The organism is Krasilnikovia sp. MM14-A1259 (assembly GCF_047159535.1).
Classification (GTDB): Bacteria; Actinomycetota; Actinomycetes; order Mycobacteriales; family Micromonosporaceae; genus Actinoplanes.
On the sequence record NZ_BAAGAJ010000002.1, the window covers coordinates 3,646,195 to 3,667,415 of the forward strand.

20 protein-coding genes are annotated in these 21,221 nt (G+C 71.1%); 7 read left to right on the forward strand and 13 right to left on the reverse strand.

The features are described from left to right. Positions 1-17: 17 nt before the first annotated feature. The 6 genes from ACMCNK_RS16225 to ACMCNK_RS16250 all read right to left on the reverse strand — a co-directional run bounded on the left by ACMCNK_RS16225 (position 18) and on the right by ACMCNK_RS16250 (position 7,024). Positions 18-1,478: a glutathionylspermidine synthase family protein gene (locus ACMCNK_RS16225; RefSeq protein ID WP_412737244.1), complete on the reverse strand. Its 1,461-nt coding sequence runs from the start codon at positions 1,476-1,478 to the stop codon at positions 18-20. A gap of 4 nt (positions 1,479-1,482) precedes the next feature. Then, complete coding sequence (locus ACMCNK_RS16230) at positions 1,483-1,887, reverse strand: hypothetical protein (RefSeq protein WP_412737245.1); 405 nt, start codon at positions 1,885-1,887, stop codon at positions 1,483-1,485. Positions 1,888-1,968: 81 nt separating this feature from the next. Next, a complete protein-coding gene (gene fabG, locus ACMCNK_RS16235; RefSeq protein WP_412737246.1) occupies positions 1,969-2,736 on the reverse strand; it encodes a 3-oxoacyl-ACP reductase FabG in 768 nt (255 codons plus the stop codon). 188 nt (positions 2,737-2,924) lie between these two features. Then, entirely contained in the window at positions 2,925-4,034 is a 1,110-nt protein-coding gene (locus ACMCNK_RS16240) for a chitinase (RefSeq protein WP_412740879.1), read from the reverse strand. 108 nt (positions 4,035-4,142) lie between these two features. Next, positions 4,143-5,420, reverse strand: a complete 1,278-nt coding sequence (locus tag ACMCNK_RS16245) for a chitinase (RefSeq protein ID WP_412737247.1) — start codon at positions 5,418-5,420, stop codon at positions 4,143-4,145. 173 nt (positions 5,421-5,593) lie between these two features. Then, complete coding sequence (locus ACMCNK_RS16250) at positions 5,594-7,024, reverse strand: carbohydrate-binding protein (RefSeq protein ID WP_412737248.1); 1,431 nt, start codon at positions 7,022-7,024, stop codon at positions 5,594-5,596. A gap of 286 nt (positions 7,025-7,310) precedes the next feature. Here ACMCNK_RS16250 and ACMCNK_RS16255 point away from each other — a divergent pair, with 286 nt between their 5' ends. Then, positions 7,311-9,062 (forward strand): polysaccharide deacetylase family protein, encoded by a 1,752-nt coding sequence (locus tag ACMCNK_RS16255; protein ID WP_412737249.1) that lies wholly within the window; start codon positions 7,311-7,313, stop codon positions 9,060-9,062. Here ACMCNK_RS16255 and ACMCNK_RS16260 read toward each other — a convergent pair. Next, complete coding sequence (locus ACMCNK_RS16260) at positions 8,947-9,870, reverse strand: Fpg/Nei family DNA glycosylase (protein WP_412737250.1); 924 nt, start codon at positions 9,868-9,870, stop codon at positions 8,947-8,949. The two genes, ACMCNK_RS16255 and ACMCNK_RS16260, sit on opposite strands and share 116 nt — an antisense overlap. 362 nt (positions 9,871-10,232) lie before the next feature. Here ACMCNK_RS16260 and ACMCNK_RS16265 point away from each other — a divergent pair, with 362 nt between their 5' ends. The 5 genes from ACMCNK_RS16265 to rocD all read left to right on the forward strand — a co-directional run bounded on the left by ACMCNK_RS16265 (position 10,233) and on the right by rocD (position 14,147). Next, entirely contained in the window at positions 10,233-10,475 is a 243-nt protein-coding gene (locus ACMCNK_RS16265) for a GntR family transcriptional regulator (protein WP_412737251.1), read from the forward strand. A 150-nt stretch (positions 10,476-10,625) separates the two neighbouring features. Further along, entirely contained in the window at positions 10,626-11,237 is a 612-nt protein-coding gene (locus ACMCNK_RS16270) for an ATP-dependent Clp protease proteolytic subunit (protein WP_412737252.1), read from the forward strand. 120 nt (positions 11,238-11,357) lie between these two features. After that, a complete protein-coding gene (locus tag ACMCNK_RS16275; RefSeq protein ID WP_412737253.1) occupies positions 11,358-11,921 on the forward strand; it encodes a hypothetical protein in 564 nt (187 codons plus the stop codon). 199 nt (positions 11,922-12,120) lie between these two features. Next, on the forward strand, positions 12,121-12,927 hold the full coding sequence (gene ddaH / locus ACMCNK_RS16280) for a dimethylargininase (RefSeq protein ID WP_412737254.1): 807 nt from the start codon (positions 12,121-12,123) through the stop codon (positions 12,925-12,927). Beyond that, positions 12,924-14,147: an ornithine--oxo-acid transaminase gene (rocD, locus tag ACMCNK_RS16285; protein ID WP_412737255.1), complete on the forward strand. Its 1,224-nt coding sequence runs from the start codon at positions 12,924-12,926 to the stop codon at positions 14,145-14,147. Before ddaH ends, rocD begins: the two co-directional genes overlap by 4 nt. A gap of 102 nt (positions 14,148-14,249) precedes the next feature. Here rocD and ACMCNK_RS16290 read toward each other — a convergent pair whose 3' ends face one another. Both ACMCNK_RS16290 and ACMCNK_RS16295 read right to left on the reverse strand, forming a co-directional pair. After that, a complete protein-coding gene (locus ACMCNK_RS16290) occupies positions 14,250-15,392 on the reverse strand; it encodes an FHA domain-containing protein (protein ID WP_412737256.1) in 1,143 nt (380 codons plus the stop codon). An 80-nt stretch (positions 15,393-15,472) separates the two neighbouring features. Then, positions 15,473-15,766, reverse strand: coding sequence for a 4a-hydroxytetrahydrobiopterin dehydratase (locus ACMCNK_RS16295; RefSeq protein WP_412737257.1), 294 nt, complete (start codon positions 15,764-15,766; stop codon positions 15,473-15,475). A 169-nt stretch (positions 15,767-15,935) separates the two neighbouring features. On the opposite strand from ACMCNK_RS16295, the gene ACMCNK_RS16300 reads away from it, so the two are divergent. Beyond that, on the forward strand, positions 15,936-16,721 hold the full coding sequence (locus ACMCNK_RS16300; RefSeq protein ID WP_412737258.1) for a hypothetical protein: 786 nt from the start codon (positions 15,936-15,938) through the stop codon (positions 16,719-16,721). Between the two features lie 54 nt (positions 16,722-16,775). Here ACMCNK_RS16300 and ACMCNK_RS16305 read toward each other — a convergent pair whose 3' ends face one another. From ACMCNK_RS16305 to ACMCNK_RS16320, 4 genes are all read right to left on the reverse strand, one after another. Next, positions 16,776-17,825, reverse strand: coding sequence for a 1-acyl-sn-glycerol-3-phosphate acyltransferase (locus ACMCNK_RS16305; protein ID WP_412737259.1), 1,050 nt, complete (start codon positions 17,823-17,825; stop codon positions 16,776-16,778). Beyond that, entirely contained in the window at positions 17,825-18,682 is an 858-nt protein-coding gene (locus tag ACMCNK_RS16310) for a patatin-like phospholipase family protein (protein WP_412737260.1), read from the reverse strand. The genes ACMCNK_RS16305 and ACMCNK_RS16310 overlap by 1 nt, the downstream gene beginning before the upstream one ends. Before the next feature lie 13 nt (positions 18,683-18,695). Then, on the reverse strand, positions 18,696-19,622 hold the full coding sequence (locus tag ACMCNK_RS16315) for a DMT family transporter (protein ID WP_412737261.1): 927 nt from the start codon (positions 19,620-19,622) through the stop codon (positions 18,696-18,698). Between the two features lie 65 nt (positions 19,623-19,687). Continuing rightward, complete coding sequence (locus ACMCNK_RS16320) at positions 19,688-21,220, reverse strand: chitinase (protein WP_412737262.1); 1,533 nt, start codon at positions 21,218-21,220, stop codon at positions 19,688-19,690. Position 21,221 lies beyond the last annotated feature (1 nt).

Below are 21,221 nucleotides of genomic sequence, written 5' to 3' on the forward strand. Positions count from 1 at the left end.
GGCCCTGAGGTGCCCGGTCAGGGCGCGCCGACGGTGTGCGGCACGAAGTTGCACTGGTCGCGCGTGACCAGGCCCTCCACGCCGAGCCCTTCGCGGATGCCCATGCCGGCCGGTTCGCCGTCGATCAGCCACGAGCCGATCACCGGGTGCACCGTGCCCTCCAGGCCGTCGAACGACGGCAGCTCACACAGCTCCTGCACCACATAGCGGCCGTCCGCGCCGTACTCGGACGGGTTGTCGGTGAGGACCGCGCCGTTCTTGACCAGGGTCACCGAGCCGCCCTCGCGGCCCCAGACCGGCTTTTTCGCGTACGAGGTGAGCTTGGCCGCCGACGACGACTCGGCGAAGTACGCGGGCAGCAGGTACTTCCCGCGCTCCGGGTCGTCACCGAACAGCTTCCACAGCACCGGCAGCAGCGCCTTGTTGCCCAGCAGCGCGGCCTTGTACGGCGGCTCGATCCACACCGTGCCCCGTTTGCCCGGGTCGGCCATGTTCCGGAAGAAGGCCTTGCCGCCCTCCTCGTTCCAGAACCACTCCCACGGGTACAGCATGAAGATCACGTCGATGGGCTCGGCCTTGTGCTCCTGGCCGGGGGCGGGCACGAACAGCACCCGGTCGCCCGCGACGTCCCAGCCGATCTGGCTCATCGCGATCAGCTCGACCGGGTATCCCGCCTCCTCGGCGGTGGCCATCAGATACGCCACGTTCATCCGGTCCTCGCCGGAGGTCTCGGACGTCTCGTACGCAAAGAAGATCTTGGGTTTTTCCGGAAGCCAGGGCCGCGCCTCGCGCAGCTTGCCGATGTTGCGCCGCCACGCGCCCGGGTTGGCGGGCTCGCCGTCGGCGGCCTCCCAGCCGATCAGGCGGTCGTGGATCGAGTTCCACTGCCGCCACGGGTGCCGGGTCAGGTTGGTCTGGTCGGCCCAGTGCCACTGGATGACCGCGCCCTCGACCAGCGAGGTCGGGGTCTGCGCGTTGAACTCCAGCAGCCTCGGGATCGACCCGGCCCCGTGGTACCACAGGTCGAGGCGGCCGTAGACGCTCGGCGAGAAGTCCGGCGTCTGCGGCGGGAACCGCCCGTCGAGATCCTTGTCCTCGTGGGTCCAGGTCTCGGCGTCACCGTCGAACCACGTCCGGATGATCTGCTCGTGCGCGAACTCCGGGATGCCGATCTTGGCGAGGAAGCACGTCTGCGGCGTGCAGACCGGTGCGAGGAAGCCGTCCCGGCGGCCCTGACGGGTGTGCCGGGGGCACTGCTTGACCATCCAGTCCCCCGCGTCCATGCACATCTGGTGCAGGACCGTGGTGGCGGTCTCCAGCTCCTCGATCTCGGCCTCGGTGAAGTCGTAGTACGGCCCCTCCTGCCAGTACGACTGCATCGTGCCGTCGGGCAGCTCGGTGTCGTTGTACGTCAGCCCCAGGCTGTAGTTGGTGAGCCGCCAGCCGTCGCGGACCGGCCCGTACGGAATCCGCCGCACCCGCTCAGCCGCCCGACTTGCTGGACGAGTGGCTGCCGCTCCCGCTGGCGCTGCCGCCCTTGCCGACCACGCTGGTCTTGATCGTCCCGTTGCCGATGCGGCCGGTGGACGGCAGGCCGTACGCCCGCCGGGCCGACGCATCGTTGTACGCGAACTTGGTGCCGCCCGCGGGCAGCCGGTATCCGACCGGGTAGCCGGACCGGTACCCGGCCGAGTGCCAGATGAAGAAGCCCGCGCCCGGGTGGTAGTGGTTGTCGTCGTCGCAGTAGTCCTCGTCGACGACGACCCCGTTGGCGTCGGCGCAGTAGAAGCCCTCGTCGTGGTAGTCGTCGCCGCTGTCGCACGCGGCCACGCCCCCCGCCGCCAGCATCAGGAACGTGCTGGTCAGCGACACGCTACGGGAGGTCATCCGTCGATTCACCGTCTGCTGCTCCACCCTGGGTCCACGGCCGGCTTCAGTTCTTTGTAACGGTCGTGAGCAACCGGTTGTTTAGCAGCGCGGCCCGCCTGCGACGTACACGACCTGCCCGGACACGAAGCCCGCGCCCTCACTGGCCAGGAAGGATACGGTGTGCGCGACGTCCTCGGGGCGGCCCGCCCGGCCGACGGGAATCTGACTGATCGCCGCCTGCTCGAAGTCGCCGAAGCTCATCCCGACCCGGGCGGCCGTGGCCGCGGTCATGTCGGTGACGATGAAGCCGGGCGCGACCGCGTTCGCGGTGATCCCGAAGCGGCCCAGCTCGATCGCGAGCGTCTTCATCAGGCCCTGGATGCCGGCCTTGGCGGCGGAGTAGTTGGCCTGGCCGCGGTTGCCGAGGGCGGAGGTGCTGGAGAGGCTGATGATGCGGCCCCACCCGGCGTCGACCATGTGCTTCTGGACGGCCCGGCTGAACAGGAACGCGCCGCGCAGGTGGACCGCCATGACGGTCTCCCAGTCGTCCTCGGACATCTTGAACAGCAGGTTGTCGCGCAGCACCCCGGCGTTGTTGACCAGGACGGTCGGTGCCCCCAGCTCGGCGACCACCCGGTTGACGGCCGCCGCGACCGCGGTCGGGTCGGAGACGTCGGCGCCGACAGCGAGCGCGGTGCCGCCCGCGTCGTGGATGGCGGTGACCGTGGTCGAGCAGGCGGCTTCGTCGAGGTCGACGACCGCGACGGCCATACCGTCCGCAGCGAGCCGGCGAGCGGTGGCCTCGCCGATGCCGCGGGCGGCGCCCGTGACGATGGCTACGCGGGTGGGCGTGTCGGACTGCGTCATTGCGGCCTCCGGCGGTGGTCTCAGGTCGACGGCCGAGCCTAACCCGGGCCACCGGCGCCCCGTTCCGGCCCTGTCCGCCCGTGGCGGGCCGGTGCGGTCACCCGGCCCTGACCCACCGGCGCTGGGCAGACTCGGCGCGCGTCCACGGCCCGCCGGGAGGGCGGACCGTGGACGCGCGCGGTCGTGGGTCAGAACCCGGCGCTGATCTTGGTGAACGCCCAGTCGGCCTGCGAGATGCCGCTGCAGTTGGAGACCACGCCGCCGCCGGGGCAGCCGCGGTCGCGGTTGACGCCCCAGAAGCTGAACCGGGCGAGCCCCTTGCTCTTGGCGTAGTCGCGGATCCTGGTCCAGGTGTCGGGCGAGGTGACCTCCTGCTGGTCGGACAGGCCGTTCATGCCGGAGATCCCCAGGTGCGCGTACGCCTGGGCATCGCTGTAGCCGAACGTCGTCTTGAGCAGGTTCTTCAGGCCCTCGGAGGCGCCGACGGTGGCGCCGTACATGTCCGCGCCGCCGCCGAAGTCGAACGGCATCTGGGTGAAGATGTCGATGCCTGCGTTCTTCGCCTTGGCCTGCTGGACCAGCCGCGTGCCGTAGTAGTTCGGCCCGGTCGGCGAGGTGCCGAACGTGAGGATCGTCTTCACGGACGGGTTGTTCGCCTTGATGATCTTCAGTGCGTCGAGGATGCGGTCCTGGACGATCGTGTTCTCGAACTCGTCGGTGTTCTCGATGTCGATGTCGATCGCCTTGAGCCCGAACGTGTTGATCACCTTCTGGTACGCGCCCGCCAGAGCGTCCGCGGTGGGGCAGTTCGGGCCCAGCTTGTTGCCCTGCCAGCCGCCGATCGACGGGACGACCGTCGCGCCCGCCGCCTTGATCGAGTTGATGAAGCTCTCGTGCACGCCGCCGGTGAGACCGCTCTCACCGTCCCACGCCGGGTTGCAGCCGTTGGCCAGGACGAAGGCCATGGTGAACGACTTGATGCCGGTCGCGTTCACGACCGTGGACGGCGCCGGCGGGTCACCCCAGCCGGGGAAGATGTACGGCGCGGCCGCCATCTTGGTGCCGCCGGGCGGCGGGTCGCTGGGCGTCGGGTCGGTCGGATCGGGGGTGCCGCCGCCGCAGGCGCCGTTGTCGATCCACACGTCCCACTGGCCGCTGTGGGTGGCCGGGCTCTCGTTCTGGGTCCACCACTTCGCGGTGTAGTTGTGGTTGTTCTGCGAAGCCTGGTTGTCCTTCACGTAGACCGCGGTCGAGGACCATGCCGGGGTGCACGCCACGGCCGCGTTCGACGCTGCCATCGGCAGGATGGCGGCGGCCAGGCCGGCGAGCAGCACGCCGCCGATGGCCACGAACCTCTTGGTGGGTTTCACGGGTTCTCCTGTGGGGTTGGGGTGGGGGCGGGTGGATCAGGGGAGGGTGGACAGGTGCGGCTTGACGGCATTGGCGAAGCCGCCGCCCGCGGTGACGTCCCAGTTGACCGACCAGGTCATCGCGCCCCGGATGCCGGGATACGTGGCCGGGGGCCGGAACGTTCCGCAGTTCGTGCCGCGGGCCAGGCAGTCGAGGGCCTGGTTGACCACCGACGGCGAGACGTAGCCGCCGCCGGCCGCGCTGGTGGTCGCGGGCAGCCCGAGCGCCACCTGATCGGGGCGCAGGCCGTTCTGGAGCTGGATGCAGGCGAGGGCGACGAGGAAGTTCACCGTGCCCTGCGAGTACGCCGCGTTCTGGTCGCACCCGAGCATCGCGCCGGAGTTGTAGTACTGGGTGTGGACGACCGTGAGGATGTCCTTGATGTCCAGCGCCAGCTTGAAGTACGAGCTCTGCGGGCTCTGCATGTCGATGGTCTGCGGTGCCATCGTGATGATCAGGCCGGCGCCGACCTTGGCGTGCAGGCTGCGCAGCGCGCTGGCCATGTACGTCGGGTTGAGCCCGTTCTCCAGGTCGATGTCGACGCCGTCGAAGCCGTACGTCTGGATGAGCCCGTACACGGAGTTGGCGAAGTTGGTGGCGGCCGCCGCGTCGCCGACGCTGACGGAGCCCTTCTCGCCGCCGACCGAGATGACGACCTTCTTGCCGCGCGCGTGCAGCGTCGCGACGTCCGCCTTGAACTGCTCGTTGGTGTAGCCGCCGACGCTGGCGGACAGGCCCGGGTCGATGCTGAACGACACCGCGCCGGGAGTGCCGGTCGCGTCCGCGAAGGCCACCGCGACGAGGTCGTACGTGGACGGCACTGCGGCGAGCTTGATCTCGTTGGCCGGGTTGTCGAAGTTCTGCCAGTACCCGGTGAGCAGGTGGGCCGGGAGCGCGCCGGTGCCGGTGGGCGGCGTGGTGGTCGGGCCCGTGGTCGGCGGCGTCGTCGGCGGCGTGGTGGCCGGGCCGGTGGTCGGCACGGTGGTGGGCGGCGTGCTGGTGGGCGGCGTGGCCGGGCCGCCGTCGCAGGCGCCTTTGTCGGCCCAGACGTCCCACTGTCCGCTGTGGGTCTGCGGGCTCTCGTTGAGCGTCCACCATTTGGCGGTGTAGTTGTGCCCGGCCGCCGAGGCGCTGTCGCCGTTGACGTAGACCGTGGCCGGGTTCCATTGCGGGGCGCAGGCGGCCGCGGCGGAGGCGGTCCCGGCGAGATATGTGGTGGCCGCCGCGGCCACCGCGGCGATCGTGGCGAGGATGACGGACCTGGAGCGCTGCATGGCCGACTCTCCATGGGGATGTCGTGGGGGGACGGCCAAATTATTAGGACTGTTAACAGTCCCCGTCCATAGGTCGTTACTTAACTTTGACTTAAGACCGATGTGAACAAATCGGAGGGCCGGAAGCGCTGGTAGCGCTCCCGGCCCTCCGTTTCAAGCATTGAACGAAGTCACTACCTGCGGAATTGGAACCAATTGACGTTCACGAAGTCGGCCGGCTGACCGCTGGCGAACGTCAGGAACACGGTGTGCTTGCCGGTCACGTTCGCAACGTTGCCGGGGACCGACCGCCAACTCTGCCAGCCGCCGGTGTTGGCGACCGCGAAGCTGCCGATCGGTGCGTTGCTGCGGCTGTCCAGCCGGACCTCCACGAGGCCGCTGACGCCGGCCGGGGCACCCGAGGCGACCCGCGCGACGAAGTCGCGTACCCCGCCGGTGCCGAAGTCGACGTTGTCGAACTGGAGCCAGTCGCCGTTGCCGAGGGCCGCGACGTCCTGGCCACCCTCGGCGCACGCCTCCGCCTGCACGCCGGACGAGGCGTTGGACGACTCCGCCTCGGTCACCGCGTACGCGTCCCGGGTGTCACCGGGCGGAGTCGTGGTCGGCGGGGTCGTGGTCGGCGACGTGGTGGGCGTGGTCGTCGGCGGTGTCGTCGAGCCACCGGACTGCCACACCGCGACGTAGTCGACCAGCATCGCGGCGCCGGACTGGGTCGACGCGGTCGGACCGCCGCCGAACGCGTCCGGGAAACCGCCGCCGACCGCCACGTTGAGAATCACGAACACGCCGTGGTGCGTGGCGTTGTTCCAGCTCGTCGCGTCCATCTGGCCGGAGTTGACGGTGAAGTACTGCTGCCCGTCGAGATACCAGCTCAGCGTCTCGGGGGAGGTGCTGCGGTCGTACTCGACCGCGTACGTGTGGAAGCCGGTCTGGCAGCCGGCGCAGGCGTGCTCGCCGCTGCTCAGGCCGACGGTCTCGTTGCACGGGCCGCCCGGGTTGACACCACAGTGGAGGGCGCCGAAGACGCTGGAACGCCCGTTGATGTCCTCCATGACGTCCCACTCGCCGATGCTGGGCCAGTTCGTCGCGCCCACCGGCCGCGCACCCTCCCCCATCGTCCAGAACGCAGGCCAGTAGCCCGCGGCCGCGGCGCCACTGACGTTCGGCTGCTGGATGCGCGCCTCGATGCGGACCTTGCCCCCGGCCGGGGCCGCGAAGTCCGTTCGCTGGGTCTCCACCCGCCCGGAGGTCCACTTGCCACCACTGTCGCGGATCGGCTTGATGGCCAGGTTGCCGTTGCCGTCGTGGTAGACGTTCTGCGTGGAGTCGGTCATCGTCTCGATCTCGCCGGTGCCCCAGTTCGCGGCGCCACCGGGATACGACGTACCGACGTCGTAGAGCCAGTCCGAGCGGTTGAGGCCGGTGCCGGCCGCGCCGGTGAAGTCGTCGCTGAACACCAGGCTCATGCCGGACGGCGCCCCGGGCACCGCCGCCTCGGCGTCCAGCACGAACGTGGTGGAGGCGGCGACCGCCACCACCGTGGCGGCCACGGCGAACAGCCGTCGGCCGCGTGGCCGGGATCTGCGGTGCGCTGATCGGTTCATGGGGATGACCTTTCGGGGAACGGCAGGGACGAGGCGCCGTGAGAGCGCTCTCTGCAGAAGTTAAGGGCCTGTTACAGGAAGTTGTCAATATGCATCAGGGCCGATTGATCGCGGGGCCACCGTCCCTTTCGGCCCCCAATGCACGACACGAACGCGGCACGCCGACCTTCCAGGGGAACGCCGCAGCAGCCACGCAACCGCGTGACCTGCAGAGATCAACTGTCGGTGAGCAATCGATCACTCACTTGGTATCGCGCTCGCGATCATCACGCGGTAGGCATTACGGGTGTCGTGGCAGACCCCTGACGAGCAGACGCCGGTCGATGGGCCGGGCGTGCGCGGAGCCTTGTCGTCCGCGGGTCGTGGACGGCACCGCCGCCCGGAGTCGCTGGCCGATCCGGCACACTTGCGACCCACGTCCGCGCCCCCGGCGGCCGACGGGTTCGCCGCCTTTGCCACACCACTTGACCTGGCCGAACGCCACTGGACCGACGACGCCGTCGACCAGGCCGGACGCCGTCGCAGCGGCGCGGCACCGGCCGACCGCTCCTGGGCCGACGAGGCCACCGACCGGGCCGAGCGCCACTGGACCGGGGACCCGGCGCTGCCGGCCGAGCGCCCCTGGATGTCCACGGACGGCAGTGGGCGCCGCCGGGCCGACACCCCGCGGGCCGGGCATCGCGCCGAGAGGCAGCCGCGCGCCCAGCGCCGTGCACGGCGCACCCCCGCCGCACAGGCCGGGGGACGGCATGCGGCGCCCGTCGAGGCGCGGCCACTCGCCATCACCGTACGGCCGCTGCCCAGCGTCCGGGACGCCGTCACGGAGCGGCTGCCTGCCGCGCTGCGGGCGGCCGGGGCAGTCCGGGACTGGGCATTGGACTCCGGCGACAAGCCGCCGGTTATGGGCAGCCACCGGGCACCGGGCACGCTGCCGATCGAGTCGTGGCTGCTGGTCGGGCGGCACCGTCAGCAGGTGCTGCTGGCCTCGCTCGTGGCGGCCGGGCTGATGCTCGTCGCCATCCCGGTCCAGCAGCACCAGAACCGGGTCGACGCGATCAACGCGGCCGAGCACGCGGTGGCCACCACGCAGCACCGTTCCGCTAAGCCCGCGAGCAAGCCCGCACGGCACTCCGGCAAGTCCGGCGGCCAGAACGGCACCACCTCCGGATCCGGCACCCCGGCGACCTCGCAGACCGCGAGCGGGCAGGGCACACCGGCGCCCACCACCTCCGCACCGGCCCAGCCCGCAGAAGACGCGGGGACCGACGTGCCCGCCGCCCTGCCGCACGGCAACGGCCCGGCGCATTCGCTGCGCACCACCGGCAGCACCGCGGTCGCGCTCACGTTCGACGACGGGCCGGACCCGGTGCAGACCCCGAAACTGCTCGATCTGCTGGCCAAGTACCACGTCAAGGCCACGTTCTGCCTCGTCGGCACGCAGGTGCAGAAGCACCCGGACATCGTGCGCCAGATCGCGGCCGCCGGGCACACGCTGTGCAACCACACCTGGGAGCACAGCCTGACCATCGGCAAGGCCAAGCCCGCGCAGATCCAGGCCGACCTGGAACGCACCAACGAGGCCATTCGCGCCGCGGTGCCCGGTGCGCAGATCCCGTACTTCCGGGCCCCCGGCGGCAACTTCACGGAACGGCTGGTCCGCGTCGCAGCGGGCGCGGACATGACGTCGCTGTACTGGGAGGTCGACCCGACCGACTGGGATCACCCGGCGGGCGAGGACGACGCGGCGCACATCGACCGGGTCGTCGACGGCGTCCAGAAGGCCGTGCAGCCGGGGTCCATCGTGCTCTCGCACGACTTCAACCAGCCCGACACGATCGAGGCCTATGCGCGGCTGCTGCCGTGGCTGACCAAGAACTTCCGGCTGGGCCTGCCGACCGGTCCGCAGCCCGAACCGGCCGAAACTACCCCGCCGGAGCCGACTCCGACGCAGTCCACCCCGTCCGAGCCGACGCCGTCCGCGCCGCCCGCGGTTGCCGCGCCGGACGCCGCGACGGACGGGCAGCCGGTCCAGCCGTAGCCTCCGGCTGGCAGGTCGGGCACCAGTAGAGATTGCGCCCGGCCAGCGGCCCGCGGGCCACCTCGGTGCCGCAGACCAGGCAGGGCTGGCCGGGGCGGCGGTAGACGTACACCTCGCCGCCGTGCCGATCGATCCGCGGCGGTCGCCGCATCGCCTCCGGGGTGTGCACGGTGTGCACGGTGTCGATCCGGCCCTTGGCAACACCTTCGGTCATCAGGTCCCGTAGGTCCGCCCAGAGGGCTGCCCAGGTCGCGGCGTCGACGGCGATGCCCGGCGTGGTGGGCGACAGGCCCGCCCGGAACAGCACCTCGTTGGCGTAGATCAGGCCGCAGCCCGCCACGATCCCCTGGTCGAGCAGCAACGCGAAGATCGGCTTGGTGCTGGTGCGGATCCGCCCGTACGCAATGTCCGGGTCGGCGTCGGCCCGCAGCGGGTCCTGGCCCAGCCGCGCGCGCAGAGCCGCCACCCGCTCCGGGTCCAGCACCTCGCACGCGGCCGGGCCACGCAGATCCAACCAGTGCGTGGCCGTGGCCATCCGCATCCGCACCTGCCCGACGGGCGGGGGCAGGGGCGGTTCGCCGTCGCTGAACCGGCCGTAAAGTCCCAGGTGGACGTGCAGGCTGCGGTCGTGCTCGTAGTGGTGCAGCAGGTGCTTTCCGTGCGCCTCGGTGTCGACCAGGGTGTGGCCGGTCAGCAGGGCGGCCCCGGCGGCGAACCGGCCCTGCGGGCTCTCGACGGTGACGGCACGGCCCGCGAACAGCTCACGGTGGCGGGCGGCAAGGCGGTGGATAGTGTGTCCCTCTGGCACGAGGAGCAACGGTACTCAGACGCCGAAGATCTTCGCCATTGGAGATTGGTCGCACTGCTCACTCGTCGGCGCGCGGCCGCGTCCAGCCGATGAAGCGTGGAAAGGCTCCGTTGAGCGGCCCGGGCGGGGCATCAAGCGCGAACTGCTCCAAATAGACCCACATCAGCATTGCAAGGGTTGTGCCGCCGCCGGTTTCGGAAGCCAGCGCTGCGCGTGTCGGCCGCCGCGAGGCCCGGGACCCGGATGTCTCCGAGCCCCGCAGCGGGCGAGGGCGGCTTACGTCACTTGTATTGTCTTGTTCTAGGACAGGTCATCCTGACGTCGCACGCGTGGGCCTGAGATAGATCGTTTAGCGTCGTGTTGTGGCAGGTCAGACGCTCGACCCGGAAAGCGCGGTGCCGCTGTATCAACAGCTCGCCGATCTGTTGCGCGCCGACATCGAATCGGGGCGAATTCAGCCAGACCGGCCTTTGCCGTCAGAATTAACACTCCAGCAGGAGCATGGCGTGAGCCGGGTGACCGTCCGTCACTCGTTCCAATTGCTCCGCGAGGCCGGCCTGGTTGTCACGGTGCGCGGCAAAGGAACGTACGTCGCAACCCGCTGAGCGAGGCGTCTCGGCAGTGGACGGTGTCCCCCGTACATCGAGCTCGCGATTATGCCCACAGCGGATTCGCCGTCAGGGGAATCGCTGGGCCGCCGCGCCGGTACGGGGGACGCTGGGACACATCCGTACGCGAAGTGAGAGGGTTGCCCCATGAGTGTTGACGAGATCGCGATGCGGGCGGGTGGCGCATCCTTCGACGACCAGGTCTTCGAGCGACTGCTCCGTGAGCGGATCATCTTCCTCGGCAGCGAGGTCAACGATGAGGTGACCAACCGCATCTGCGCCCAGTTGCTGCTGCTCGCGTCGGACGACAGCGAGAAGGACATCGCCCTGTACATCAACTCGCCCGGCGGGTCGATCAGCGCGGGCATGGCCGTCTACGACACGATGCAGTACATCAAGAACGACGTCGCCACGATCTCCATGGGCATGGCGGCCTCGATGGGCCAGTTCCTGCTCTGCGCGGGCACGGCCGGCAAGCGGTACTCGCTGCCGCACTCGCGGATCATGATGCACCAGTTGTCCGGCGGCATCGGGGGCACCGCGGCCGACATCGCCATCCAGGCCGAGAGCATGCTGCACATCAAGCAGGTCATGAATGAGCGGATCGCCTTCCACACCGGGCACACCCCGGAGGAGATCGAGCGCGACTCCGACCGTGACCGCTGGTTCACCGCGCCGGAGGCGAAGGCGTACGGGATCATCGACCACGTGATCACCAAGGCTTCGGACGTTCCCTCGTCCTTGCCGTCCCTGGTCTGAGCAGACCGGTCTGAGCTGCGTCGACGGGCGCGCGGGGCACCTGCCCGCGCGCCCGTCGCGTGTGCGCCACGCGGCATCGGGGTAGTAGCGCAGGCATCCCCACAGACAGGGAGGTGCCCCGTGAAGATCCCGACCTTCTCCCACCGACAGGCTGATCCCCCCACCGACGGCGAGCCCCGCGGCGCCGTGGCCGCCCCGCCCCGGGAGGACCGCAAGCCCGCCGCCGGCCCGGTGCCCACCGGGCGCCACACGCGACCGGTTGCTGAGCGCGCTGCCATCGACGACACGATCCCGGACCGCGGCATCGCGACCCGGGACACCGAGAACCTGGCTCCCCGCGACCGCGCCGCCCTCGGCCCGAAGCCGCGCGCCAGCCTGCTGGCGACGCTGGCGCTCATCGCCGGGGTGGCGTCCGCGCTGCTCGTGCTGTCCGGCCCGCTGATCGGCTACGGCATCGCGGTGGCCGTCCTCGGGCTGGTGCTGGCGCTCGCCGGATTCTCCGCCACCGGCAAGCGGCACGTCGCCGGGCGGACCGACGCCCTGATCGCGATGGCGGTTGCGCTGGGCGCGATCGTCGTCGGGGTGCTCGCGCTGTCCGGCTCGCTGTCCTGGCTCGGCACCGACATGCAGCCCGCGTCGAGTCTTCGCGAATGGCTCGACGCGAGGTTTGCGATCCACTTCTGACCGGGTAGGTAACCGGTACGCCGGCCGCGGTTCGCGGCCGGTGCACCGCTCCGGGGCAGCGTCAGGGCGCCGCCCCGGAGACGGTGGGTCAGCCCGCGCAACGAATCACCGCATCCCGCCCGGATGACGCAACGATCCGCCACCGCACGCATGGTTGCACAAGGGCATACGCAGGCACTTCACGCATACCGTTGCCCACATGACCCCCACTGCCACCCCGCGTCGGTACCTGATGTGCCGGCCTACGCACTTTGCTGTGACCTACCGCATCAATCCCTGGATGGACCCGAGCGCGCCGTACGACAACGCTCTCGCGGTCAGCCAGTGGGAGACGCTGCGGCAGACGTTCCTGGACCTGGGCCACACGGTCGATCTGATCGACCCGCTGCCCGGACTGCCCGACATGGTGTTCGCGGCCAACGGCGCCACCGTGGTCGACGGCAAGGTGCTCGCGGTGCAGTTCCGGGACGCGGAGCGGGCCGACGAGGGCCCGGCGTACGCGGCGTGGTTTGCGGCCAACGGCTTCGACGTACACGAGTCGAAGTACACCAACGAGGGCGAAGGCGACATCCTGCTCGCCGGGGACGTGCTCCTGGCCGGGACCGGCTTCCGGACCTCGCACGCCGCGCACGCCCAGACCCAGGAGGTCTTCGGCCGCCCGGTGATCACTCTGCAGCTCGTCGACCCGGCGTACTACCACCTCGACACGGCGCTGTGCGTGCTCGACAAGACCAACGTCGCGTACCTGCCGTCGGCCTTCTCCCCCGGCTCCCAGGCGGTGCTGCGCCAGCTGTTCCCGAACGCGGTCATCGCGACCCCGGAAGATGCTGCCGTGTTGGGCCTCAACGCGGTCAGCGACGGTCGTACCGTGGTGTTGCCCGTGCAGGCCACCGCCCTGAACGCCGCCCTGCGTGAGCGCGGCTACGAGACCGTGGGCGTCGATGTGTCCGAGCTCCGCAAGGCGGGCGGCGGCCCGAAGTGCTGCACCCTGGAGGTCCGAGGATGACGAGTGCCGTGACCGACCGTACGCCCGCCGCGCTGGAAGCGGCCGAGCGTTGGACCGCGCACAACTACCACCCGCTGCCCGTGGTGATCGCCGAGGCCGAGGGTGCCTGGGTGACCGACGTCGACGGGCGCCGGTACCTGGACTTCCTCTCCGGCTACTCGGCGCTGAACTTCGGCCACAAGAACGCCGCCCTGATCGCCGCCGCGCACGCCCAGTTGGACAAGCTCACGCTGACCAGCCGCGCGTTCGTGCACGACCAGTTCGCCGAGTTCTGCCAGTCGCTGGCCGAGCTGTGCGGCAAGGACATGGTCCTGCCGATGAACACCGGCGCCGAGGCCGTGGAGACCGCGATCAAGGTGAGCCGGGCCTGGGGTTACCGGGTCAAGGGGGTCGCTCCCGAGCAGGCCAACATCGTGGTCGCGGAGAACAACTTCCACGGCCGCACCACCACCATCATCAGTTTCTCCACCGACCCGGACGCCCGTAACGACTTCGGGCCGTACACCCCGGGCTTCACAATCGTTCCGTACGGCGACCTGGACGCGATCGCGTCCGCGATCGACGAGAACACCGTCATGGTGCTGCTCGAGCCGATCCAGGGCGAGGCCGGCGTGCTCGTGCCCCCGGCGGGTTACCTGGCCGGGGTGCGGGCCCTGTGCGACCAGAACAACGTGCTGTTCGCCGCGGACGAGATCCAGTCCGGGCTGGGCCGTACCGGCCGCACGTTCGCGATCGAGCACGAGGGTGTCGTGCCGGACATGTACCTGCTCGGCAAGGCGCTCGGCGGCGGCATCGTGCCCGTCTCCGCGGTCGCCGCCAACCGCGACGTGCTCGGTGTGCTGCGCCCGGGCGAGCACGGCTCGACGTTCGGGGGCAACCCGCTGGCCTGCGCGGTCGGCGCCGAGGTCGTCAAACTGCTGCGCACCGGTGAGTTCCAGCAGCGTTCCGCCGAGCTGGGCGAGCGGCTGCACGCCGGGCTGAACAAGCTGATCGGGCACGGCGTCGTGGCGGTCCGCGGGCGCGGCCTGTGGGCCGGGGTCGACATCGACCCGGCGCTGATGAGCGGGCGCCAGGTGTCCGAGCGCCTCATGGCCCGCGGTGTGCTGGCCAAGGACACCCACGGCTCGACGATCCGGCTGGCCCCGCCGCTGGTGGTCACGGAGGCGGACCTGGACCACGTGCTGGCCCAGCTCGAGGCGGTGCTCACCGAGACCGCCTGACGTCTCGCACACGCGCGGCGGGCCACCGGAGTGATCCGGTGGCCCGCCGGCTGCGTTTCGGGCCCGGTCCGCACGCTCAGGCGGCGCGCGGCCCGGGGCCGGTCAGCGCTCGAACTTGCGGATCGCCATCGTCGGCGCCTCGGCCATCACGGAGGCGGGCTGGCTCACCCCGCCGGTCGACCACATGCGGGCCCGTCCCACGTGCACGCCCGCGTACAGCTCGACGATGTCGCTGGGGGCCAGCGGACGGGTCTCGTCGCGGGCCAGGGTGATCCGCTCGTCGTCGTCGGCGGAGCCGCCGGGGCGGATGCCCGTACCGTTCGTGCTGATGTCACGCACGGTCAGCTCGCCGCCGGTCAACGCCAGCCGTACGTGCCCGCGGCTGATCCATTTGCGGGCGTCCTCGCTGAGCCACTGACCGAGCATGATGCCGTTCTCCGGGGCCCGGCCCACCACGACCGGCTGATCCTCGGCGACGACGAAGCGCTGCCGGACAACCCCGTCGATGCGTACGGACAGCAGCTCGACCGCCGGGCGCGGGCCCGCGTCCGTGAGCCGGGTCCCGTGCCGGGGACAGGTCGGGGCGCCCGCTCGCATCGTGGGCGGCGGCTGGGCGACCGGGCTGGTGAAGTTCCGCATGTCCGCGAACGGGCTGTCGGAGTCGACCGCCGCGCCGAAGCTGCTGCAGTTCGACTCGGGGCAGCGCCAGACCCGGGCGAGCAGCTTGGCGCCCATCGGGGACGGCACGCCCACCGGCGGCACCTCGCCGCGCCCCACCCGGGCGACCAGCACCGGGCCACCCGCGCCGGGCACCGCGGCGAGCAGCCGGCCGGGCTCGTCCACCCATGCGCGCCGGCTGCGGAGCTGCTCCGGGTGCGAGCGGGTCAGCACGGGCAGGCCCAGCAGCTCCGCCACCTCCAGCACGCGGTCGTCGAGCTGCGGCACCACCTCGACGACGCCGTCGTCCGCCCAGCGCCGCACGACCATCCGCTCGTTGGAGGTGAGGTCGGCGTCGGAAAGCAGGCCACGGGGCACGACCGCGTACACGGGCACGTTCTCCTCGGAGACGTGCCGGCCCAGCGCGTCGATGACCAGACCGAGCCGCAGCATGCTGGCCGGGCGGCCGCCGTCGAGGTCGGCGTAGCGGACGACCTCGGACAGGTCCACCACCGCCCGGGCCAGGGCGGGGTCGGTGGTGAGCCGAGCCTCGATGGCGTCGAGGACCTTGCTGACCTCGAATCTCACGGGCACTCCCTCTACGTGCGCGGGCCGCTACCTGACGGTCATCATGCCGCCTGAGCGGTCAGCGCGGGACACCCGGGCGGTCAGGAGGCGTCGGCGAGAATCCGATCGATACGGTTCGCGAGGGCGATGTCACGCGTGGTGACGCCACCCGCGGCATGCGTCGAACAACGGAACGTCAGCGTCCGCCAGCGGATGTCGATGTCCGGGTGGTGGTCCATCTCCTCGGCGACCACCGCGACCCGGTCGACGACCGCGATCGCGGCGGGAAAACTGCGCAGGCCGACGGTCCGCACGATCGCATCCGGCCCGCCCTCCCAGCCGTCGAGGACGGCCACGGCACTGCGCACGGACTCGGCGTCGAGCAGCTCTTCCATGCCCATCACCATAGTGCCCGGAGGCGGTCCGGCCATGGCCGCCGGACGCGGATGTCGCCCGGCTTCGCTACCGTCCGCGCCGGAACGTGTCGCCCGGCTTCGCTACCGTTGCCGCGGAACAACGAGCCGTCGCCCGCTCCGGGGCACGGCCGCCACGGGGAGGGAAATGATGAGGAATCGACGGCTGGCGTTCGCGGGTCTCGCGCTCGCCACGGCGATCACGCTGACCGGCTGCGGGCCCAAGGACAACGCCACGTCCGCGGGCGCACCCGCCGGCACTGCCACGAAGCAGGCCGCCACGCAGGCCGACCCCACCACCGAGCTGGCCGCGGCGGTCGCCAAGCTGAACCAGGACACCATGCGGGTGTCGATGACGATGGCCGGGTCGGTGCACGGCGGCGGCGTGGCGGACCCGAAGGCGCAGACCGCCGAGCTGACCATGGACATGGGCGACATCGGGCAGGGCACCAAGATGCAGCTGCGCAAGGTCGGCACGGACATCTACCTGAAGATCGGCGGGGAGCTCGGCAAGGTCACGGGCAGTGGCGACAAGTGGATGCACCTCGACGCCACGAAGCTGCCCGCGGGCAGCAGCGTCGGCATGATGTCCGGTGACGACCCGGCCGGCGCGAAGACGCTGATGAAGGCGGTGACCGAGGTCAAGCGATCGGGCGACACCTACACCGGGACGCTGGACCTGTCCAAGTCGCCGCAGTACAACTCGGACAAGCTCAAGGCGCTGGGCGGCAAGGCCACCACGGTGCCGTTCACCGCGCGGGTGGACGACCAGGGCCGGCTGACCGAGCTGACCGTCGACATGGAACGCGTCGCGGCCGGAGCCGGGCAGCTGAAGTCGACGTACTCGGACTTCGGCACCGCGGTCTCGGTGAGCCGCCCGCCGAAGTCGGAGGTCACCGAGCTGCCCAGCCAGCTCAAGGGCATCTTCAAGTCCTGATCCGGCGCTCGCCGCCGCATCGGCCCGGTTCACGGGCGGGTGCGGCGGCGCGGTTCACCGGCTGCGCGAAGGCCAGACCGGGCGCAGCGGGCGCGGCTCCGGCCGGTTCTGTTCGATCCACTCATCGATGCGGGCCCACCAGTCGTACAGCCAGGCGACCCGGTCCTTCTCGCCGCGCGGCACGTCCTCCGGCGCGACGCTCCAGAACTTCATCACGAGCCGCTTGTCCATCGGCAGCTCCCGCCAGACGTCGCCGACCGTGAGCATCCGGTCCAGTCCGGTGTGCGCCACGAAGATGACCCCGGCGTCCGGGGCCGCGTCCAGCGCCGCCAGCAGCCCGCCCGGTTTGGGCGGCAGCACGTTGCGCAATGACTGCGCGCGGACCGCCATGTCGTGCAGGCCCCGGTCGCGCAACCGGGCGATGGCGGTCAGCCGGCGCCGCGGGGTGAAGTTCCCACCCTCGGGGAAGATCACGAACGCGTCGTTGTCGTCCAGCCCGGTCGCCAGCTCACCGATCTGCTGTTCCAGTGTGTGCGTGCCGGTGCGGCCCGGCGAGATGAAGCGGTTGGGCAGCCGGTTGAGCAGGACGTCCACGGCCGGATCCCACTGCAGGGCGGCCTTGAGCACGATCCGCGGCTCCCGGGCGAACCAGTTCACCAGCGCATGGATGAGGATGAACGAGTCGCCCGGCCCGGCGTGCCGGCTCACCACGATCTCCGGCCGGCCCGGCACCGCCGTGTCCGGGTCGGTGCCGACCACGTCCACGTCGAGGTGCAACGACCAGCGCGCGACCCAGAACAGCGCGGCGAGGAACCGGCCGGTGAGGACATAGTGGGCGCGCTGGAAGCCGGGCGAGCGGATCCGCCATCCGAAGCCGGACACCACCCAGAGTGCGGCCAGCGCGACGAGGGCCGCGGCGTCCCAGACGACGTACACGATGGCCAGCCAGACCACGCGGGGCACCCGCAGATGGCCCGGCAGCAGCGGCGACGCCGCAACCGCCGCGATCAGCCACAGCGGCAGCGTGGTCACCAGGACACCCGCCAGCAGCACCACCAGCGGCACGAACACACACCGGCGGACCCACGCGGGCGGCATCGGCATCAGCCGTGGCCGCCCCGGCCCGGGGGCGGCTCCACGTTCGCGTCCAGGTAGCGGCGCGACGCCGTGTACGCCCGGCTGATGCGCCGCCCGATCGCGGCCATGTCCCGGTACGCCCACGGCGAGTCGTCGCGGCTCTCCCCGCCCCCGGTCGGCAGGACGTGCACCCGTACGTCGTCGGGCAGCGACGCGAGGTCGTGCGCGAACCGGTGCCGCCGGGCGATCTCGAACGCCACCTGAGCCACCTCCCACGGCCGCCGCGGCACGGCCAGGGGCCGTTCGATCCGGCCCACCTGCAGGACGAAGATCAGCTTCGCCCCGACCCGGACCGCCTCCCCGACCGGGATCGAGTTGACGATCCCGCCGTCGACGAAATGCTCCCCCTCGATCTGCATCGGCGGCAGCAGCCCCGGCACGGACGACGAGGCGAGCACCGCGTCGACCAGCGGCCCGCTGTCGAACCAGTGCTCCGCGGCCCGCTCGATGCTGGCCGCGCAGCACCGGAACGGCACCTTCAGGTCGGCGAACGTGGCGTGCTCCCCCAGCTCGCTCTCCAGCAGCCGGCGCAGCGGCAGCGGCGAGTGCAGATGGGTACGGGCGGCGAAGCGCCGCAGCTGCCGGGCGATGGAGTCGCCGTACACGTCGGCCGCCTCGGGTGACGACCAGAGCTGGACCAGCCGGTCGGTGACCGCCTCGTTGGGGTCCGTGGCGAGCAGGGCCCCGTTGACCGCGCCGATCGACGTGCCGACCACGGTGTCGGGCGTGAACCCGGCCCGGAACAGCGCGCGCAGCATGCCCACCTCGACGGCGCCGAGCACACCGCCGCCGCCGAGCACGAACGCGACCGGAGTGTCGACCATGCCCCTCATCGTGTCACGGCCCGGTCGGGCGCAGGGCGGCCACGGCCGCGAGGATGAGCACCGCCCCGAGCCAGGCTTGCCACGGCAGATGCTCATCCAGCAGCAGAACCGCGAGCAGCGCCGCGGACACCGGTTCCAGCAACGTCGCCACGGTCGCCGCGGACCCGGACGTGGTCCGCAGACCGGCGTAGAGCAGCCCGTAGGCCAATGCCATCGTCGCGATCCCGAGGTACGCCAGCAGGGCGATCGACTCCGGGCTGGTACTGATCACGGGCTCGCGCCGTGCCGCGGCCACGAAGAGGAAGGGGGCAAGAAGAACGGCTCCCGCCGCGGTGGCGCAGGTGGTCAGCGCCACCGGATCGACCCGCCGGGCGACGGTGTGGCCCAGCACGGTCGTCGCCGCGTACGTGACGCCGGCCGCGACGGCCAGAGTCAGACCGAGGCCCGGCGCATCACCGGGTGCCACCGATGCGTCCCCGGCGGTCGCGCTGATCAGCACCAGGCCGGCCAGCGCGGCCACCAGGACACCGGCTTCGCGTAATGACGGCCGGGTACGGGCCCGCAGATGCTCCCAGACGGCCGCCAGGATCGGCGCGATTCCCAGCGACACCACGGTGGCCACGCTCACCCCGACCAGCAGCACCGACACGAAGTACAGCCCTTGATAGACGGCGGTGCCGCAGCCGACCACGACCGCCGGTACGGGGTGGGCGCGCATGGTCGCCCGTACGGCCCCCCACCGGCGCGCCGCCACCGCGAACACGAGCAACGCGACGGCCGCGAGCACCATCCGCCACGCGCTGACCGTCATCGCCCCGAGCCCGTCCCGCTCGTGCAGCACCGTGACCACCAGCCCACCGGTACCCCAGAGAACGCCGGCAGCGCACACCTGCAGCAGCCCGACGCGGGCGCGCCGCTGCTCACCCACTGTCCGGCTCACACCCGCCACGCCCACCACCGCTCATGCCGAGAGCGTAGAAGGTGGAGGGACGGGCGGCTCTCGAGTTAACCGAGGGCGTCGAGGAACGGCTCGTGGGCGTTGCGGAACTCCCAGCCGTAGTACCGGTCCCAGTTGATCGACCAGGTCATGAGGCCGCGCAACGCCGGGCTGGTGCCGCTGCGCGGGGTGTATCCGCCGCAACCGGTGCCCTTCACGAGGCAGGTCACCGCGGACTGGACGCCGGCGGGGGCCACGTACCCGTTGCCGGCGCTGACCGCGGCGGGCGCGCCGAACGCGACCTGGTCCGCGCGCAGCGCCGGGAACGCGTTGGCGGTGTTGCCCGCGACCGGGAAGCCGGCCAGCAGCATGTCGGTCATGGCGATGTGGAAGTCCGCCCCGCCCATGGTGTGGTACTGGTTGTCCAACCCCATGATCGGCCCGGAGTTGTAGTCCTGGACGTGCAGCACGGTCAGGTCGTCCCGCATGGCGTAGATGACCGGCAGGTACGCCCCGGAGCGCGGGTCCTGCCCGCCCCACGGGCCGGAGCCGTAGTACTGGTAGCCGAGCTGCACGAAGAACGTCTCCGGGGCCATGGTGAGCACGAAGCCGTTGCCGTACCGGGCCTTGAGGGACCTGAGGGCCGCGATCAGGTTGACCACGACCGGGGTGGTCGGGTTCTTGAAGTCGGTGTCGCCGCTGTTCAGCGACAGAGAGTGGCCCTCGAAGTCGATGTCGACGCCGTCGAGACCGTACTTGTCGATGATGGCGCCCACGGAGCGGACGAACGCGTCGCGGGCGGCGGTGGTGGTCAGTTGCACCTGGCCCTTCTCGCCGCCGATGGAGAGCAGCACCTTCTTGCCCGCGGCCCGTTTGGCGCGGATGGCCGCGATGAAGTCGGCTTCGGCCTCGACCCCCGGGCATTCCGTGGCGGGGCAGAGCGTGAACCGGATGTCGCCGGAGGTCGGCGAGGTGGGCTCGCCGAACGCGAGGTCGATGATGTCCCAGTCGGCGGGGACGTCGGCCATCCGCAGGTACCCGGAGCCGTTGGCGAAGCTGGCGTGCAGGTAGCCGATGAGGGCGTGCTTCGGCAGCCCGGTGATCGGCGGTTCCGTGACGGGCGGCGTCGTGGTGGGCGGGGTGGTGGGCGGCGGCGTCGTGGTGGGCGGCGTCGTGGTCGGGCTCGTCGTCGGCGGGGTGCCGCCGCCGCACGGGGCGCCGTTGAGCAGGCAGTTGGCCGGGGAGCCCGGGCCGTTGCCGAGGAAGCCGAACGACACTGAGGCGCCGGGCGCGACCGTGCCGTTGTACTCCCGGTTGGTGAACGTGAAGTGCTGGCCGCTGGTGGTCAGCAACGCGTCCCAGTAGGACCCGACCGACGTGCCCGCGGGCAGGTCGAACTCGACCTTCCACGTGGTGAGTCCGGCCGCACCGCCGTTGGTGACCGTGGCCTGGGCCTGCCAGCCGGAGCCCCAGTCGGAGGTCTTCGTGACGGTCGCCGTGGGGATGCCGGCGGCCTCGGCGGACGGGGCGGTCCGGAGGGCTACGCCGCCGGCCGCGAGCGCGGTCACGACGGCGAGGATGACGGAACGGGATGGGCGCATG

Coding starts and splice junctions, on each gene's coding strand:
- ACMCNK_RS16230 (WP_412737245.1), bottom strand. CDS start 1,887: ATGACCTCCCGTAGCGTGTCGCTGACCAGCACGTTCCTGATGCTGGCG.
- fabG (WP_412737246.1), bottom strand. CDS start 2,736: ATGACGCAGTCCGACACGCCCACCCGCGTAGCCATCGTCACGGGCGCC.
- ACMCNK_RS16240 (WP_412740879.1), bottom strand. CDS start 4,034: ATGGCAGCGTCGAACGCGGCCGTGGCGTGCACCCCGGCATGGTCCTCG.
- ACMCNK_RS16245 (WP_412737247.1), bottom strand. CDS start 5,420: ATGCAGCGCTCCAGGTCCGTCATCCTCGCCACGATCGCCGCGGTGGCC.
- ACMCNK_RS16250 (WP_412737248.1), bottom strand. CDS start 7,024: ATGAACCGATCAGCGCACCGCAGATCCCGGCCACGCGGCCGACGGCTG.
- ACMCNK_RS16270 (WP_412737252.1), top strand. CDS start 10,626: ATGAGTGTTGACGAGATCGCGATGCGGGCGGGTGGCGCATCCTTCGAC.
- ddaH (WP_412737254.1), top strand. CDS start 12,121: ATGACCCCCACTGCCACCCCGCGTCGGTACCTGATGTGCCGGCCTACG.
- rocD (WP_412737255.1), top strand. CDS start 12,924: ATGACGAGTGCCGTGACCGACCGTACGCCCGCCGCGCTGGAAGCGGCC.
- ACMCNK_RS16295 (WP_412737257.1), bottom strand. CDS start 15,766: ATGGAAGAGCTGCTCGACGCCGAGTCCGTGCGCAGTGCCGTGGCCGTC.
- ACMCNK_RS16300 (WP_412737258.1), top strand. CDS start 15,936: ATGAGGAATCGACGGCTGGCGTTCGCGGGTCTCGCGCTCGCCACGGCG.
- ACMCNK_RS16305 (WP_412737259.1), bottom strand. CDS start 17,825: ATGCCGATGCCGCCCGCGTGGGTCCGCCGGTGTGTGTTCGTGCCGCTG.
- ACMCNK_RS16310 (WP_412737260.1), bottom strand. CDS start 18,682: ATGGTCGACACTCCGGTCGCGTTCGTGCTCGGCGGCGGCGGTGTGCTC.
- ACMCNK_RS16320 (WP_412737262.1), bottom strand. CDS start 21,220: ATGCGCCCATCCCGTTCCGTCATCCTCGCCGTCGTGACCGCGCTCGCG.